Raw genomic sequence first — 16,219 nt, forward strand, 5'->3', positions numbered from 1 at the left:
CCAGCGATTGGCGTCAATGGTGAAATTATTCTTGCCGCTTTAGCGGTTAGAATAAGGCTTGTATTTGAGATTGTTGCATTAGCAATAAGCTCAAATCAACGCCCACCATGTTCCACGCCCTCTAAATCGCTGGGCCCCTGCCGTTTTCAATTGGGAAGACTTGCCAACCTTGTCTTGAATTAATAAGACCAAATCAGGACATTAAAGCCGTTAGTGCTGCTTCAAACCGCGGCGTCCAAATCTCCCGATAACCAAAGCGAGTTGGATGAGCGTCATCCATCATTGCCATTGGTTGTGCGGCAGTGGCCTGTTTGACTTGCTCGTCGGCCCAAAGATCCAAAATCTGAAAGTGCCATTTTGCTTGGAGCCGATAAAGCTGTTGAATCAAAGCAGCATAATCAGTTTCCTGAGGGTCACGCAGGCAAGTGTAGCAGAGAATTGGGCAATGATAGCGTGCGGTTACCTCGGCGCAGATTTCTTCAAGAGCGCCAGTTGTAGTTGTGGTATCAAAGCTGCCGCTATCAAAAGCGTCAGTGATTTGGCCCACCGCTTTGCCTTGACGGTCGTCATTAGTTGAGAGCTGGCAAACGAAAGCATCAAGGCTCGTGACGTTTTTAAAGTCGCTGTGTAATCGTTCAATGTAGGAATCACTCGCCGGGCCAGCTAAAGTGGTGCCACTAATGGCCGATTCTGCCGGGATGATGCCTACTTCGGCGGTTAAAAAATCGACGAAGGATTCATTTAATGAGCCAGCCCCAATCGTAATTGAAGAGCCTAAAAAACCAATTTTTTTACCGGTAAGCTGAGTTGCTGCATGCCGTGGAGTTTGGGCAACGCTGTATTTAGCAGCATTACCAGGTAAGTTAGCAATTTCCAAAATAATCAAGGCCACCTTAACAAAATTTTATTCGTGAACTAATTTAATGAAATTGCACCGAGACCAGGATTGACTGTAAATTCAGTGACTTGATCTTGCTCAAGTAGTTCATCAGTTAATCGGGCGGCAAAAAGCTGCAGACTATTGTATGGTTGGAAATAAACGGTTTTCGTGGTCAGGTCCATCACGACGCGGTATTGAGTGTAATCCATTTCACCATTTGTTTGGAGCTTGGCGCCTTTGGGAATCGTCACGTTATCAAGAATCCGGAATAAATTCGTGACGTTGGCATCAGTATCAGTGCTTGCTTGAATCGTGTTGCGTAAATAAGCAGCGCGCACAAATCGCTCTGGTGAAGAATAGCCACCAGGCAAACCGAAAGTGCCTGAACCGGGGCCAAATGATTGCAGCTCAACATCGCCTAATTGACGGTGGTTGACACTGTGAGGATCCAAGCCTAAATAATTTCGTAAATTCGTTAAATGCCAAGGAAATTCAGGACTGTTGGCCATGACACCGACTTGATTGTCAATAATATGCAGGCCGTCAGCTTCAGGTTCGACCACAATACAAGCACCAGTGGCATCAGTCATGATGAAATGAAGTGGTGAGGTCACTTTCAGCAATTTGCTAGGTAAGTCGACTAAAGTGATTTCTTGGCTAGCTGACTTAACTTCAGCAACACTGCTTAAATTACCCAGTACCCACATAATAAATTCGTGCGCGGCTAATTGGCCTTTTTTGTCAGGCACAACTTCAGCGTAAGCAGCTTCGCCGGCAAAATACAGTTCGGCTACGGCTAAGCCATGTTCATTCACACCGTCGGCAAATAAATAATCGTCGAGCTTGCGGCCAATGCCAATGAAGCCATATTTAAAGGTATAAGTTTCGCCTAGTTGTGATTGCCATTGATAATGACGAGGAATTGCGATGGGATGACCGTTTAATTCAAATCCGAAATCCATGGTCCGGCCCAGAAAGACATGGTCGTTTTTGGCTAAGTAACTAATACTTGTACACATAAAATTGTCCTCGTTTCTTTGTCTGTCTAAAAACAGCTAAATATGGTTGCAATAATAGCATTTTTAAAATTGAAAAACAACGCGCAAGAGTTAGTTACTTGAAAACTTGTTTAAACAAAAACCTGTCTAGGTTTTAGCAGACTTACTGGCAGAAAAATTGCTTGTTGGCCGAAAACTTCATAAAATAACGGTGTTCAAAGATAAAGACTAGTGATTGAACCCTTATCAATTCACACTTTTAAGCGTTCAGATCGGACCTTTGGGGAAAGGTCGGCTAGTTGGGGAGAGGGAGTTCTCAATGTTGAAAACGACACAGAATAAACAGCAACGATTTAAGGTGAGCCTGGCTTTAGTCAGTGCGGTGGTTTTAGGTTGGGGCAGTCTTAGCGGTTCATTAACGACAGCTAAGGCAGCAACCGATGCCGATACAGCCTCAGCAACCATGCTACTACCAAGTAACACTGTAACGCCGGCGACGACACCGGCAGCTAGTAATGAGGCTAGTGCTGATCAGCAGGCGGATTCGGCTGTGACGAACAGCACCGCTTCAGAAGCAGCGACTTCAAAAGTATCAACTTCGGAAGCAGCCAATTCGGTGAGTACCACAACACCGGCAGCAGCTAATCCGACAACGAATAAATCAACGCCAGCAACTGTGGCGGCTGATGATACGCCGGTGCAATTTGCCGACGCTAATTTAGCGGCAGTGGTGGCGAAAGCATTTGGCGTGACGCCTGACGCGCTGACGCCTAATGTGGTCAAGAACTATACTGGATTAGTGAACATTTATCAACCCACACCAATACCAATCACTTCATTAAAGGGTTTGGAAGTTCTGCAGAATCTTGCCAGTAAAAATGCCATTTTTTTGACCGTGAAAATTAGTGTGCCGGCCCAAGCTGGTAGCAGTTATGATTTTTCACCATTGGCGAAGATCAATTTCGATCAGTTGTCATTGAGCACACCTAATTGGGGCTTGATGACGGATGCGTCATTGCAAGAGTTAATGAGTGTTACCGATGCCAGTCGCCTTTCTTACATTGAATTGGACGGTGGCAATGGTCAGGATGGCACTTATCAACAAAATCCGAATGGTTTGACGAATCGGCAATTGGCTTTATTAGGGCCTTGGTTGGTGACGATTGCTAATAACGGTCACGCCACACCAGTTAACGAGATTGGCTTGGCTGATAATTGCTTAACTGATTTCAGCCCGTTAAAAGGCATTACTCAACCCGTTTCGATTTTTGCTGTTGGCCAAGTCTATCGAAATTTAAATAAAATCAACGCCGTGATGCAGCAGCCACTAGTTTTCACCGCGAATGAATTAGTTGGTCCTGATGGTGTTCAAATTGACCACACGCCTAATTATTCGTTTAATACGAATGCCAGCCATACCTTGGCGACCATTAATTATTTAGGCAACGGTCAATACCAAATACCGGAAGCTTATCCGTTTACGAATCAAATGAGTGGCTATCTAACGTATGGCCAACAAGGCTATTTGCGCAATCCAGCCGGTGCGGGAACGGCATTTATTCAAATAACTTATCCTAATAAAGTCCAGTTTACTTACGATGGCATGATTTATCGGGCCGTTAATTGGTTGGCTCATCCTGAGGTCACCGTTAATTTCGTGAATAGCGCGACTGGTGAAGCGATTCAGGCGCCGCTACAATTAGGCACCGATATGAAGATTGGTGATAAGTTCGATTTGACTACGGCGGCGAAAATCAGTGACTTTACCTTGGATACTGAAAAAAGTGGCTCGTTAACGGGGACTTATCAGCAAGATCCTCAAACAGTTGATCTCTATTACACCAGAGAAACTGATGAAAAGACGAAACCAGAAACGAAGCCAACACCACCAAAAAAACCAACCACCAGTAATAACTCGACTACGACCAAAAAGCCGAGCACATCTGGTATTACGAATAAAGTGGTCCGGAAACAAACGGTGGTCACGACTAAACCGACGACAATGAGCACGCCACAAACCAAAGTCGTTGCCAACAAATCGTTACCACAAACTAGCGAGATTCATTCTGGCAAGCAATGGGCCGCAACCGTTTTAGGCGTGGCAATCATTACCGCTTTAATTGCCATTAGTGCCGTTAGAATTGTGCGCAAGCAGCGTTAATCAACGTGCGGCAGAGGTACCATTTCAACTCATTTTTATCGAAACAAAAAAAAGAGCGCGTCAGCAGCATCATTGAGATGTTAGTTGATGGGCTCTTTTTTGCAGCGTGGAGAAATAAAAATTTCGTGGGAAATTGGGCTGATTTTAAACATAAGGCGTTAAGGCAGTCAGCATTTGATCGACTTCAGTCAAGGTGTTTTCAGGGCCAAAGGAAATTCGCAGGTAGCGCTCGGCCTCGCTTGTTGTTAGGCCCAGTGCTGTTAGTGTCGGGTCAGGACGAGGATCTTTAATACTGCAGGCACTGACTGTTGAGAGACAAATACCTTGCTGGCCTAAACGTGTCGCCACTTCTTGACCAGTTAATTTGGGTAGCAGCAGCCCACAAATTCCCGGGTAATCAGTATTGTCACCAATTCGCCGACAACTAGGCGCCAAAGACTGGTAAAAATGTTGGCGCAGTTTTTGTAATTGCACCAGCGATGCGGGCATGGCTGCTAGACTTTCTGTGAGGGCGGTTAACATGCTGATAATTCCTGGTGTATCCAACGTGCCCGGTAAGAATCCCTGCTGCTGGAAAACATTTTGATATTCAGGCGTCGCGGGATAATCCGGTGCCAAATAAAGGAAGCCGCAGCTTTTAGGACCGTTAAATTTATGAGCACTAGCGCTAAAACCAGCTAGTTGGTGCAAGTTCAGCGGTATTTTAGCGATTCCTTGGACGGCATCAACAAATAGTGGTCGCTGCTTGGTTGCCGCAACGGCTTGCAGGCCATCGATGTCCTGCGTCACGCCAGTAATTGGATTAACTGCTTGAATGACAATTAAACCAGTCGCTGGCGTGATGGCCGCGGCCAAAGTAGCGGCAGTGATGTGACCGTGTTGATCAACTGGCAACTTGCGGATTTGGTAATTGTCGCGAGTCGCTAATTCATTGAGTACTTGATAGACCGAAGCATGCTCCAGGGGACTGACCAGAATTTCCGGCTTGTTCGTACCTCGAGCCAGGGCTTTGATGCCGACTTCGTTAGCTTCAGTACCACCGCTCGTGAAAATAATTCCCTCAGGATTAAGCTGAAAGGTACTGGCCAATTGTTGGCGAGCCTCTTGAATCAATTGGCCCGCGGCGTTGCCCGCCTGGTGGAGACTTTCACTGTTCGCAAAAAAATGAGCGGCCACTTCTTGATACGTTTGCAGTGCGTTCAGGCTCATTTTAGTGGTAGCAGCATGATCGAAATAAATCATTCAGATTCCTCCTTTCGAGTTGATTGAAGCAGAACTGATTTGGGGCAAAATAGTGGACAACTCCGTTGCGGCCGGCGGGGTGTGGAACGTTGCCGACGCTGATTTAAGCTTATTGCTGACGCAACAATCTCAAATACAGGTCTTCTTCTAACCGCTAAAGCGGCAAGAAGAATTTGGCGACTGACACCCCGGCGGCCTCCACTACGTTTTGAGCTAGTTTATTCCACTTTAGTTATGGCTGATATCAAGACAAAATAGTAAAGCTAGACGTTCTAAGTTCTTTCGCTAATTTAAAGACTGTGACTCAGGCGCTTTTTGGTCACTATCGAATATAGCAAGTAAAGTTTGAGTTGAGCCCATCCCACTTGCATTGCCGCAAATGCTAACAATAATTGTTTGCACCAACTCATTTCCAGACGGAATGGAGGGCGTGGTTGTCAGCCGCCAAATTATACTTAGCGATTTATCGCTTAGTATAAGGCTCGTATTTGAAACAATTTGGTCTGTAATTGGTTCAAATCGATGCCGGCCGCGTTCCACAACCAGCAAGCCCGGAATGCAGTCAGACACCGTTCTGTTTTAACCAGGGGCACTAGTTTTTAACTAAGCAGCAACATGCGGTCTAGGGCTTTTTTGGCACCACTGGCGATTTCTGGGGCGACGGTGATCACATTACCTGGTTGCCCCGCAGCTAGTTGATCCATGGTCCAGGCCAAATGAGGCAAATCGATGCGATTCATCAGAATGCAGGAGCAAGAAAAGGGATTGAGGAACATTAGCTGCTTGTCGGGGTATTGATGAATCAAGCGACCAACCAAATTGTTGTCGGTGCCAATCGCAATGCGGGCGCCAGCTGGGGCTTGTTTGACATAGTTGATAATTGCGGCCGTGGAACCTTCTTCATCAGCCGCCGCAACGACTTCGTGAGCACACTCAGGATGAACAATAATTTTGATGTCGGGATACTTTTCACGGAGGGCGTTAATCTGCTCAACTTTAAATTGTTGATGCACAGAGCAATAGCCGTCCCAAAGAATGACGCGCAAAGCTTGGTGATTTTCAGCTTGCAATTGATTCTCACGAGCCAGCCATAAGCCAATGTTTTCCGGGGTTAAGCCTAAATCAAGGGCAGTATTGCGGCCTAAATGTTGATCTGGCAAGAATAATAGTCGTTTAGCCCGATGTAATGCCCAACTAACGATGTTTTTAGCGTTGCTGGAGGTGACGACTACGCCGCCATGGTCGCCAACAAACGATTTAATCGCGGCGGTTGAATTGACGTAAGTGATTGGTAAAATATCGTCGCCAAATTCGGCAGTCAATTTGGCCCAGGCTTGGGTCAGCTGGAAGGAATTGGCCATGTCAGCCATGGAACAACCAGCCATTGGGTCAGGTAAAACCACACTTTGTTGATCACTGGTGAGAATGTCCGCCGTTTCGGCCATAAAATGTACACCGCAAAAAATAATTTTTTTAGCTTGATGGGTATTGGCCGCAATTTGAGCCAGCTTCAATGAATCACCACGGGCGTCGGCAAATTGCATGACCTCATCTTTTTGATAATGGTGGGCGACTAACAGTAAATCGTCGCCAAAATCTTTTTTGATCCGGGTAATTCGAGCAATTTGATCAGCCGCTGGTTCGTCGTAATAACGATTAAAAGCGACTTTATCTTTTAAACTAGTGAGAATCATGCTTTCGTCACTCCTTCAAGATTGAAACTGAGATCTAACGGTTGCACGTTGTTGGTTAAAACGCCCATGGAAATAAAATTCACGCCACAATGACGATACGTTGCTAAGTTGTCCCAAGTAATGCCGCCGGAAGCTTCAGTTTGAGTCGTTGCGGGCACCAATTTTTGCCACGCTTTAATCGTCGTTGGCGTTTGATTATCGAACATGATCACACGCGCCTGTTGCTCGATGGCCGCTAATAATTGTGCCTTCGTTTCCACTTCGACTTCAATTTGCATTAGGGGACCAGCGCTGGCTTGCGCTTTTTTCAACGCGGCCATGACGCCACCAGCTGCAGCAAGATGATTGTCCTTGAGCATCATGCCTTGGTCCAGGCCAAAACGATGATTGGCACCGCCACCGCAATGAACGGCGTACTTGTCGAACAATCGCAAGCCGGGGACGGTTTTGCGAGTGTCGGTGATTTTAATGGTCGGGTCGGCCAGCAGGGTTACTGCTCGCTGAGTGGCGCTAGCAATCCCGGACATCCGTTGCAGCAAATTTAAAATCAGCCGTTCACCAGCCAAAATTGTCGCCGCATCGCCTTGAACGCGGCCGTAGATTTCACCAACTTTGATCGCTTGACCGTCAGGGACAACCGCTTCATAGTGCGCAGTGCCTAATAAATCATAAACAATTTGGGGAATTTGTTGTCCGCAAAGAATGCCAGTGGTTTTAGCGAGGAAATGGCCTGTCACGGTTTGACCGGCAAAAAGCTGGGCACTGGCGTCACCAAAACCAAGGTCTTCTTGGAGAAAGCTAGTCAAAGCCGTGCGTAGTAATAATGGGTTCATGATTAGGACTCCTTTACAAGATAATTAGCACCAAGGTTTTGTGGCTCCGCTAAAGCTGCTTTGGCGATTAATTCGGCACAGAGGCCCAAATTAACAATCGTCAATTGCGCGTCGGTTAATTGCGCGGGCACTAATTCGGCCAAATGATATTGCGCTAACCAGTTAATGAAGGCTTGTAATTTTGCGGGTTGGCGCACAATTCCGATGTTGGCCCAGGCTTGCTGCTGTAGTTCGGCTAAACTTGGCAGGTTCACTGCCATCGGTCTTGATTGTTCGCTGGTCAGGGCGTCGGTAGTTGTTAAATTAGTTGCAGTTAATGGCGTCGTTTGGGTAATGGTTTCGCCAGCCTTGGCAGCACTGACAAGGCAGTCGAGCAAGGAGTTGCTGGCTAAGCGGTTGGCGCCATGAACGCCGTTACAAGCAACTTCACCAATGGCAAATAGTCCGGGCAGCGAGGTTTGACCATTTAAATCCGCTCGCAAACCGCCCATCATAAAGTGGGCCCCTGGTTGCACAGGAATGCGATTAGTTTCGCGGAAGGGGATGTGATGGTGGTCTAAATTAGCAGTCACACCAATAAAATGTTGTTCAAAATTTGGCACGTCACTAATATCTAGGAATAATTGATGACCAGCAGCTTGCCATTTGGTTAACTGGCGGGCGACCACATCGCGCGGCGCCAAGTCGTGATGGGGGACCGTCGCCATAATGCGTTGGTTATTTTCATCGACTAGACGCGCTCCGGCACCGCGAATGGCTTCGGTGATCAGGCCATAGCATTGGTGGTCAATCATCAACAACGTGGGATGAAATTGCACGTAAGCCATATCAGCCAGCGCCACTTTGGCCCGCATCGCCAAGGCAAAACCATCGCCAGTGACGGTGTCATCATTGGTTGTGTATGGATAAAGATTGCCTAAGCCACCAGTGGCAAGAATGACGGCATCACCATTGATTATGGTGGTGGTTGCTTGCCCAGTTTTACGCACCAAAACACCACGACAACGGTGGTGCTCGACGACCAGTTGCAGCACATTTGTTTGCGTCAACCAAGTGACGTTGTTCAATTGCTGTTGGACGAAGCTAGTTAAAGCAGCGCCAGTTTGATCGCCATCAGCATGTAAAATCCGATGATAACTATGAGCGCCCTCTAGCCCGAAATCTAACTGGCCCTGCTCGTCATGATCGAATTGCATTCCTTGACGAATCAACTGGGCCAACAACTCAGGACCAGCCGTCACTAATTGCTCAACAGCCGCAATCGAATTATGATATTGTCCCGCTGCCAAAGTGTCCTGGGCATGTTGGCGTGGCGAATCACCAGGGTCCAAGGCCGCCGCAATGCCACCTTGAGCCAACATCGAGTCGCTCTCAGCTCGCTCACCCTTGGTAATAATGGTGACCTCGCAATCATTTTGTAAACGGGCCGCCAAATAACAACCGGCCAGTCCAGCACCGATAATCAAAACTTTCTTCATTTTGTCTCACTTCTTCTTAGCATCGCCATTTGTTTAAGGAGCAATGCAAAATATTTAGTTAACTTTATTAAAGTAAAAAGTACTTAAACATATCTAGACATCGTTGCCTTATTAACAGACCTGTCTAGACAAAAAAGTAAAAAGTACTTTTATATTCAAGCAATACCATAACGCAATCAATTTGTGAATACAAGTTACGCGCATAGCATAAAGTCAGTAAGTTTCACGGAGAAATGTTGCAGTGACAATCGAAGTTGTGCCAAGAATTCCCCAATTGGAGAAGGTGGGTGGGTGCTGGGCGATTTAGAGGGCGTGGAACGCTGTGGCCGTCGATTTGAACCAATTACAAACCAAATTGTTTCAAATTCGAGGCTTATTCTAAGCGATAAATCGCTAAGAATAATTTCACAGCTGACGCCAATCGCCCAGCACCCACCTGATAAAACTAACAGAACTCAGCACTACTATTTAGCCGGACCAGATTGTGGTGCTACAAAAAAATGGTGGGACAATCTCTACTGAAAAATAGAGTTGTCCCACCGATTTTTGTGCTGTTCAACTATTATTACTGATTGAATTGAGTTACTGAATCCCACTACCACTTAAGAACTAACAAATGTGAACTGCACTAACTCAACTCCAGACGGAATGGAGGGATCTTGGCGTCAGCCGCCAAATTGTTCTTAGTGGCTGGGCCACTTAGAACAAGGCTTGCATTTGAGATTGTTGCGGAGCAATAAGCTCAAATCAACGCCGGCAGCGTTCCACGCCAAGCAGCCCGCAATGGAGTCAGAACCAGTTCTTTTCAAAACTTCATTATATTTTTTAATGCTTTAAGGTTAGCAATCAATTCTGTGGTTTCAAGCGATAGAGCCGCGCTGGACGACCGACGCGCAATTGACTAGTGGTGCCAGCCTCAAGAAATAAATGCTGATGGGTTTTTTTAAAATTGGAATTATCAATTGCGTTCAAAGTAGTCTTGCGGAAGATAGCGTAAATAGTGCGCGCCTCACGTAGCGTAAAACTGGCGCCGAGAATCATCAAAATGTTGGGCTGATAGTCCAATTTATTCAAGATTCGTTGACAAGCCACGGTTAAAATCCATTGATGATCAAAAGCCAGTTGCTCAGCAGACTTGGTGGCAGGTAATTTTTGATAATATTGGTCAGCAGTAGCGTTGGTGGTTTGAAAATGGAGTTGTTGATTACTAAGCTGATAGGTTTTCTTCAAAAAACCAAAAGTGAACCAACGGGCATCGGTGGCGCCATAGCCAGCCTGTAAAGGGCTCATTTCCGGAAGAAAAGTCATGTAGGCCAGTGATAAGGCGCGCTCATCAGTTGTCCGTCGTCGGTCAGTAAAAGTGGCCAATTGTTCGGTGTGAAATTCGGTGAGTGTTAGGCCAATTTTTTCTTTAATTAGTCGTAATGTGGCCTCATCAGCACTTTCGTTGGCGCGCATGAAAGTTTCGGGCAAGGCCCAACTGTCTTTGAAAGGAGCATGAGCACGTTTGACCAACAAAACTTGAATTTGTTGAGTCGCACGGTCAAAGCTCCAAATAATATTTGTGATAGTAATTAGCGGTCGTTCTAAAATGTTTGCCATAAGATCACTCCAGTAAGTCTTATTGTTATTCTAACAAAAATTTTCGTGATAAGTGAACGCACCGTTTTTTAGCGAATAAACTTAAAAATAAAAGTGGTTGGCTGGCTTATTTGTCTTCGATTTGTGAAGGGGAAACGCCGTAGTATTTCTTAAATAACTTGCTGAAATGATAGGCGTCTTCATAGCCGACTGCCGAAGCGATTTCTTTAACTGTAGTGTCTTCATTTTTAAGCAGGGCGTGGGCGTTCTTCAGCCGAATTTGAATGAGGTAATTGATGGGACTCATGTCAGTTGCTTCCTTGAAAATCCGCGATAAATAAGCGGGGCTGACATAATTGTCCTGGGCTAGTTCCTCCAAAGTAATATCTTCGGCGTAATGATTCTCCAAAAAATAGATGACATTCTCCACCAAATGATTCTGCTTTTTCTCAGTTTTGGAGAGGAATGGCTTGATGTAGTTGTCCTGACGAATTGTTAAACCGCGCAAAATCGAAACGAGAATTTCGATGATGATGCCCTTACTGATCAACTGGTAGCCATCATCTTGCTGATCCAGCTCGCCAACTAATTGCCACGCTTTATCAATGATTTTATATTGATATTCGCCAATCTCCAATTGGGATTTTTTAGTCGGCAAAAAGTTCCGTGGCAAACCGTGCAACGAAATATTCTTGATGCCAATGTGCAATTGGTGCGAATAAGTGCCAACTTTCTGACATTCACCGTGGCGAACTTGGGGATTAAACAGTAAAATCTCACCAGCATGAATTTCGGTCCAATGATTATCGACGAAATAATGGGATTGGCCCTCCAGCAAAATACTGATTTCTAGAAAATCATGGCTGTGAATTTCGTGAGCAGATTGGACTTTATTCCAAGTGTCAAACATATAAAGAACGTCGGGATTAAAGGTGCGGGCATCAGCATAACTCATAATAAATAATTGAACTCCTTAAATGTTAGAAATGAGTAATTTGAATTAGAAAAAGGTTTTGGGCAGAATTGTGGTTGACTCCATTGCGGGCTTTTTGGTTGCGGAACGCGGCCGGGATTGATTTAAGCTTATTGCTCCGCAACAATCTTAAATACAACCCTTTGTCTAACTGCTAAAGCAGCAAGACAAATTTGGCGGCTGGCAACCACGCCCTCCATTCCGTCTGGAGTCGAGGTGGAGCACTTCATCCTTGTTAGTCATTAAGGCGATATTAGCGAGATTCATTGGTTCAATTAAAGCAGTCATAATAATCAAATAATAAAAGAGGCAGTCTGATAACTTGATTATCAGTAGAGATTGTCACGTTGCTTTTGTATCATCATAATCTGGTCCAGCTAAATAGTGGTGCTCAGATTTATCAGTTTAATCCAGGCAGGGGACCAGCGATTGGCGTCAGCTGTGAAATTTGTCTTGCTGCTTTAGCAGCTAGTCAAAGCCTCGTATTGGAGACAATTCGGTTTTTGAATTGGCTTCAATCGACGGCCACAGCGTTCCACGCCCATAAAATCGCTGGGCCCCTGCCGTTCTCAACTAAGGAGCGCCAGGCACTAATCCAATGTCAAATTAAGCACTATTTTCAGAAAAACTAACCAATTCTGTATTCCTTTTCATTACTGCTAAAATCATGACTAAAGCGATTTCGGTAATGTTAAGATAATACATTCATTTTACGAGTAATTACCATTTAAATCTAGTTCAAAACCCCCATAATAGACACTTGAAGATTGGAGGCTTCTTACAAATGAACAACTTTCAGTGGATTTGGCAGTATGTCAAAGCTAATCGTAAAAAATTAGTGATTGCAACATTTTTCTTTCTAATTAGTACCGCTTTGATTCTGGTCAATCCATATTTGATGGGGCAAATTGTCGATAAGGTCATTGACAATCATCAAGGACGCTTACTAGTGCCATTGTTGTTGATCATGATTATTGTGACGTTGGTCCGGACGGTGACGCGTTATATTTATCAGATATTATTCGAACAAACCGGCCAAAATACGTTATTTGATCTGCGCGAAGACATGTATCGTAAGCTGCAAGAGTTGGACTTTGATTTCTTTAATCACACCCGGGTCGGGGATATTATGACGCGGATGACTGGGGATACCGATGCGATTCGCCACTTTGTTTCTTGGGTTAGTTACCAAGTCTTGGAGTGTGTCTTTTACTTTGTAGTTTCGATTGTGGTCATGAGCATGATCAATTGGAAATTGACCTTGGCTTTAGTTGCAGTGACCCCACTTATTTATATTTTGACGCAGAAAATGGCGTCAGCGCAACATCCAGTGTTTTTTGAAATTCGGCAAAGTTTTGCTCGTCTGAATTCCATGGTGGAAGAGAACATCAGTGGTAACCGGGTTGTTAAAGCTTTTGTTCGCGAAGATTTCGAAATTCAGAAATTCAACAAATTCAACGAAGATTACAAACAACGCAATATGGATGCCGCTAATGTTTCAAAACGCTTCTTGCCTTGGCAGGATGGTGTGGCAAATAGCTTGTCAGTCATTGCCCTCGTTTTTGGTGGCTACTTAGTGATCAAGGGCGAAATGACTTTAGGTGATTTGGTGGTCTTCAATGGTTATCTTTGGATGCTGAATCAACCAATGCGGATGAGTGGTTGGTTGATCAACGACGTCGAACGTTTCTTGGCTTCTTGTGTCAAGATTCGCCAAATGTTATCCGCTAAACCAAAAATTGAAGTGCGCAATGCCCAAGATCAGTTACGGGTTAAGGGTAAAGTTATTTTCGATCATGTCAATTTCCATTTCGAAGATGATCCGGAACATGCCGTTTTAACGGATATTAATTTCACGGCTGAACCAGGGCAAACTGTCGGCATTATTGGTGAGACTGGCTCGGGTAAAACAACTTTGGTTAACTTGATCGGCCGTTTCTACGACCCAACCAGTGGCAAAGTGCTGATTGACGACAAAAATGCGCGTGATTACCCAATTCGGCAATTACGGGACAATATTTCGATGGTTATGCAGGATGTGTTCCTGTTTTCTAACACAATTGCCGACAACATTTCATTCGGCCGGCCTAATTTGGATCAGCAATACGTTCAATCAATGGCGCGGATTGCTGATGCCGATAGTTTTATCGTGAAAATGCCAGATGGCTATGACACGGTCGTTGGTGAACGGGGTGTTGGCTTGTCTGGTGGTCAGAAACAACGGATTTCGTTGGCTCGTGCTTTGGCGAAAGATCCTTCAATTCTGATTTTGGACGATACGACTTCGGCCGTTGATATGGAAACCGAAACGAAGATTCAACAAGAGTTAGCTAAAATGACGACTAAAAAAACAACCTTTATTATTGCCAACCGAATTTCATCAGTCCGTGAAGCTGATTTGATCATGTTAATGGAGAAAGGCCACGTCGTTGAACATGGCACCCACGATCAATTAATGGCCCAACACGGCAAATACTACGATGTCTTCCAGAAGCAATTAGGTTTAGAAAAGGGGGAGCAAATTGGCCCGCAATCAGTCTAATCAGGATGAAGAATTAACCAAACAGTTTAATTGGCACGACTATCAACGTTTGGCTCAATATCTCAAGCCTTACATGAAACGAATTTATTTAATTTTAATCGTGATTATTTTGGCGAACGTCGCCGGGATGTTAGGCCCGTACTTCACCAAAATTACGATTGATACCATTATTCCGCAGAAGAATTATCGCGATCTTTGGATCATGGGCGGCCTTTTCACGCTCTCGCTATTCTTCATCGGTTGGTGTTTACGTTATCGGATTTACGCCATTACCGAATTAGGTCAAGATGTGCTGAAGGATATGCGTTTGGATATTTTCCAGCATCTGCAGAAATTATCCTTCTCCTATTTTGACAGTCGCCCGCATGGCAAAATTTTAATTCGGGTAGTTAACTACATCAACACCTTGAGTGACTTGCTGAGTAACGGCTTAGTCAACTTGATTTCTGATATTTTCAACGTGATTATTACCCTGATCTTCATGTTTGCGATTAACGCCAAGTTAACGTGGTACAGTTTGATTTTAATTCCAGTCTTAGTTTTAATGGTCTGGTTCATTCAAGATCGGCAACGGAAGGCTTATCAAATTCTCAGTAATAAGCAATCCAACTTGAATGCCTATATTCATGAAAGCATTTCTGGGATCAAGGTCACCCAATCCTTCGCTCGCGAAAAGGAAAACTTCCGGATTTTCGATGAAGATAACGAAGCTTACCGGGGCTCTTGGATGCACGCCGTTAAAATTCAGTTCTTGCTGTGGCCTGGGGTTCAAAATATTGCCGTCTTGACGATGTGCTTGATTTACTTTGTCGGGATTCGTCAAATTGGCGTTCAAGTTAGTACTGGTACCTTGATTGCCTTCATTGGTTATATTAATAACTTCTGGAACCCAGTCATTAATATTGGTAACTTCTACAACTCACTGATCACAGCGACAGCTTACTTGGAACGGATTTTTGAAACCATGGATGAAGTGCCAAAGATTCAAGATCATGACGGCGCTAAACCATTGCCACAAATCGAAGGTAACGTGACTTTCGATCACGTGAACTTCCGTTATGAGCCAGGTAAGAATATTTTGAAGGACGTTTCTTTCCGTGTTGACCAAGGACAATCAGTGGCTTTAGTTGGCCCAACTGGTGCTGGTAAAACAACCATCATTAATTTACTCAGTCGTTTCTACGATGTTAACGAAGGTAAAGTTTTGATCGATGGCCATGACGTTCGCGATGTTACTCTAGCCTCGTTACGGAAGCAAATGGGTGTGATGTTGCAGGATACGTTCATTTTCTCCGGGACGATTATGGATAACATTCGTTACGGCAAGCTAGACGCCACCGATGAAGAAGTGGTCGCCGCCGCTAAAATTGTCCGCGCTGATGATTTCATCAGTGAATTAAAGGATGGTTATCAGACGACGGTTGAAGAACGTGGGAGTACGTTATCAGCTGGTCAACGGCAATTAGTTGCCTTTGCCCGGGTGCTGTTAGCTGATCCGCGAATCCTGATTCTTGATGAAGCTACGTCAAGTATTGATACCAAGACTGAAGAATTATTGCAGTCAGGCTTGCTGGCCTTACTTGAAGGCCGAACCTCATTCATCATCGCCCATCGTCTCTCCACCATTAAAAATTGCGACCAAATTTTCTACGTCGACAATGGTAAAATTATGGAACACGGCACTCATGACGAATTGATGCATGAACACGGCTTGTACTACCAGTTGTATCAATCACAATATGAAATGCTGAAATTGGAACCATTAGCTGAATAATTGTTATTTAAAGCCAACTCATAAAGCTGAGCTGGCTTTTTTAATGGGATTTTATTAAATAAA

14 protein-coding genes are annotated in these 16,219 nt (G+C 44.8%); 6 read left to right on the top strand and 8 right to left on the bottom strand.

What is annotated here, in order from left to right; genetic code table 11:
• A partial coding sequence (locus EKM82_RS11840; protein WP_225419713.1) for a hypothetical protein occupies window positions 1-183 on the top strand: 183 nt, incomplete at its 5' end.
• 10 nt (window positions 184-193) lie between these two features.
• Here EKM82_RS11840 and EKM82_RS09490 read toward each other — a convergent pair.
• Together EKM82_RS09490 and EKM82_RS09495 are read right to left on the bottom strand one after the other, a co-directional pair.
• A complete protein-coding gene (locus EKM82_RS09490) occupies window positions 194-886 on the bottom strand; it encodes an SGNH/GDSL hydrolase family protein (protein ID WP_164508218.1) in 693 nt (230 codons plus the stop codon).
• A gap of 29 nt (window positions 887-915) precedes the next feature.
• On the bottom strand, window positions 916-1,899 hold the full coding sequence (locus tag EKM82_RS09495; protein ID WP_125768531.1) for a choloylglycine hydrolase family protein: 984 nt from the start codon (window positions 1,897-1,899) through the stop codon (window positions 916-918).
• 298 nt (window positions 1,900-2,197) lie between these two features.
• Here EKM82_RS09495 and EKM82_RS09500 point away from each other — a divergent pair, with 298 nt between their 5' ends.
• Window positions 2,198-4,039, top strand: coding sequence for a MucBP domain-containing protein (locus EKM82_RS09500; protein WP_125768534.1), 1,842 nt, complete (start codon window positions 2,198-2,200; stop codon window positions 4,037-4,039).
• Window positions 4,040-4,183: 144 nt separating this feature from the next.
• Here EKM82_RS09500 and EKM82_RS09505 read toward each other — a convergent pair whose 3' ends face one another.
• On the bottom strand, window positions 4,184-5,281 hold the full coding sequence (locus EKM82_RS09505; RefSeq protein ID WP_125768538.1) for a cysteine desulfurase family protein: 1,098 nt from the start codon (window positions 5,279-5,281) through the stop codon (window positions 4,184-4,186).
• 421 nt (window positions 5,282-5,702) lie between these two features.
• Between EKM82_RS09505 and EKM82_RS11600 the strand changes: the two genes are divergently transcribed.
• Window positions 5,703-5,864, top strand: a complete 162-nt coding sequence (locus EKM82_RS11600) for a hypothetical protein (RefSeq protein ID WP_164508219.1) — start codon at window positions 5,703-5,705, stop codon at window positions 5,862-5,864.
• 16 nt (window positions 5,865-5,880) lie between these two features.
• On the opposite strand, the gene nadA is transcribed toward EKM82_RS11600, so the two are convergent.
• From nadA to nadB, 3 genes are read right to left on the bottom strand one after another with little or no spacing between them, the layout of a single operon-like run.
• On the bottom strand, window positions 5,881-6,975 hold the full coding sequence (gene nadA / locus EKM82_RS09510; protein ID WP_125768540.1) for a quinolinate synthase NadA: 1,095 nt from the start codon (window positions 6,973-6,975) through the stop codon (window positions 5,881-5,883).
• Complete coding sequence (gene nadC, locus EKM82_RS09515; RefSeq protein WP_125768543.1) at window positions 6,972-7,808, bottom strand: carboxylating nicotinate-nucleotide diphosphorylase; 837 nt, start codon at window positions 7,806-7,808, stop codon at window positions 6,972-6,974. The genes nadA and nadC overlap by 4 nt, the downstream gene beginning before the upstream one ends.
• A gap of 2 nt (window positions 7,809-7,810) precedes the next feature.
• A complete protein-coding gene (nadB, locus tag EKM82_RS09520) occupies window positions 7,811-9,286 on the bottom strand; it encodes an L-aspartate oxidase (RefSeq protein ID WP_125768546.1) in 1,476 nt (491 codons plus the stop codon).
• Window positions 9,287-9,577: 291 nt separating this feature from the next.
• Here nadB and EKM82_RS09525 point away from each other — a divergent pair, with 291 nt between their 5' ends.
• Window positions 9,578-9,808 carry a hypothetical protein gene (locus EKM82_RS09525; RefSeq protein ID WP_125768549.1) on the top strand — a complete coding sequence of 77 codons (231 nt, stop codon included), beginning with the start codon at window positions 9,578-9,580 and terminating at the stop codon, window positions 9,806-9,808.
• 324 nt (window positions 9,809-10,132) lie between these two features.
• Here the strand turns inward: EKM82_RS09525 and EKM82_RS09530 are convergent, their stop codons facing one another.
• Together EKM82_RS09530 and EKM82_RS09535 are read right to left on the bottom strand one after the other, a co-directional pair.
• Window positions 10,133-10,888: an NUDIX domain-containing protein gene (locus EKM82_RS09530; RefSeq protein ID WP_125768552.1), complete on the bottom strand. Its 756-nt coding sequence runs from the start codon at window positions 10,886-10,888 to the stop codon at window positions 10,133-10,135.
• Window positions 10,889-10,994: 106 nt separating this feature from the next.
• Window positions 10,995-11,822: an AraC family transcriptional regulator gene (locus EKM82_RS09535; RefSeq protein WP_125768554.1), complete on the bottom strand. Its 828-nt coding sequence runs from the start codon at window positions 11,820-11,822 to the stop codon at window positions 10,995-10,997.
• Window positions 11,823-12,624: 802 nt separating this feature from the next.
• On the opposite strand from EKM82_RS09535, the gene EKM82_RS09540 reads away from it, so the two are divergent.
• Together EKM82_RS09540 and EKM82_RS09545 are read left to right on the top strand one after the other, a co-directional pair.
• On the top strand, window positions 12,625-14,382 hold the full coding sequence (locus EKM82_RS09540; protein WP_125768557.1) for an ABC transporter ATP-binding protein: 1,758 nt from the start codon (window positions 12,625-12,627) through the stop codon (window positions 14,380-14,382).
• Window positions 14,363-16,156 (top strand): ABC transporter ATP-binding protein, encoded by a 1,794-nt coding sequence (locus tag EKM82_RS09545; protein WP_125768560.1) that lies wholly within the window; start codon window positions 14,363-14,365, stop codon window positions 16,154-16,156. Before EKM82_RS09540 ends, EKM82_RS09545 begins: the two co-directional genes overlap by 20 nt.
• The last annotated feature ends 63 nt before the right edge of the window (window positions 16,157-16,219 follow it).

It is taken from the genome of Lapidilactobacillus wuchangensis, assembly GCF_003946645.1.
Taxonomy (GTDB): Bacteria; Bacillota; Bacilli; order Lactobacillales; family Lactobacillaceae; genus Lapidilactobacillus; species Lapidilactobacillus wuchangensis.

What these genes read in the sequence shown, in the direction of transcription:
- EKM82_RS09530 (WP_125768552.1), bottom strand. Translation starts at nt 10,888, where the DNA reads ATGGCAAACATTTTAGAACGACCGCTAATTACTATCACAAATATTATT.
- nadA (WP_125768540.1), bottom strand. Translation starts at nt 6,975, where the DNA reads ATGATTCTCACTAGTTTAAAAGATAAAGTCGCTTTTAATCGTTATTAC.
- EKM82_RS11600 (WP_164508219.1), top strand. Translation starts at nt 5,703, where the DNA reads ATGGAGGGCGTGGTTGTCAGCCGCCAAATTATACTTAGCGATTTATCG.
- EKM82_RS09535 (WP_125768554.1), bottom strand. Translation starts at nt 11,822, where the DNA reads ATGAGTTATGCTGATGCCCGCACCTTTAATCCCGACGTTCTTTATATG.
- EKM82_RS09500 (WP_125768534.1), top strand. Translation starts at nt 2,198, where the DNA reads ATGTTGAAAACGACACAGAATAAACAGCAACGATTTAAGGTGAGCCTG.
- nadB (WP_125768546.1), bottom strand. Translation starts at nt 9,286, where the DNA reads ATGAAGAAAGTTTTGATTATCGGTGCTGGACTGGCCGGTTGTTATTTG.
- EKM82_RS09505 (WP_125768538.1), bottom strand. Translation starts at nt 5,281, where the DNA reads ATGATTTATTTCGATCATGCTGCTACCACTAAAATGAGCCTGAACGCA.
- EKM82_RS09495 (WP_125768531.1), bottom strand. Translation starts at nt 1,899, where the DNA reads ATGTGTACAAGTATTAGTTACTTAGCCAAAAACGACCATGTCTTTCTG.
- EKM82_RS09540 (WP_125768557.1), top strand. Translation starts at nt 12,625, where the DNA reads ATGAACAACTTTCAGTGGATTTGGCAGTATGTCAAAGCTAATCGTAAA.
- nadC (WP_125768543.1), bottom strand. Translation starts at nt 7,808, where the DNA reads ATGAACCCATTATTACTACGCACGGCTTTGACTAGCTTTCTCCAAGAA.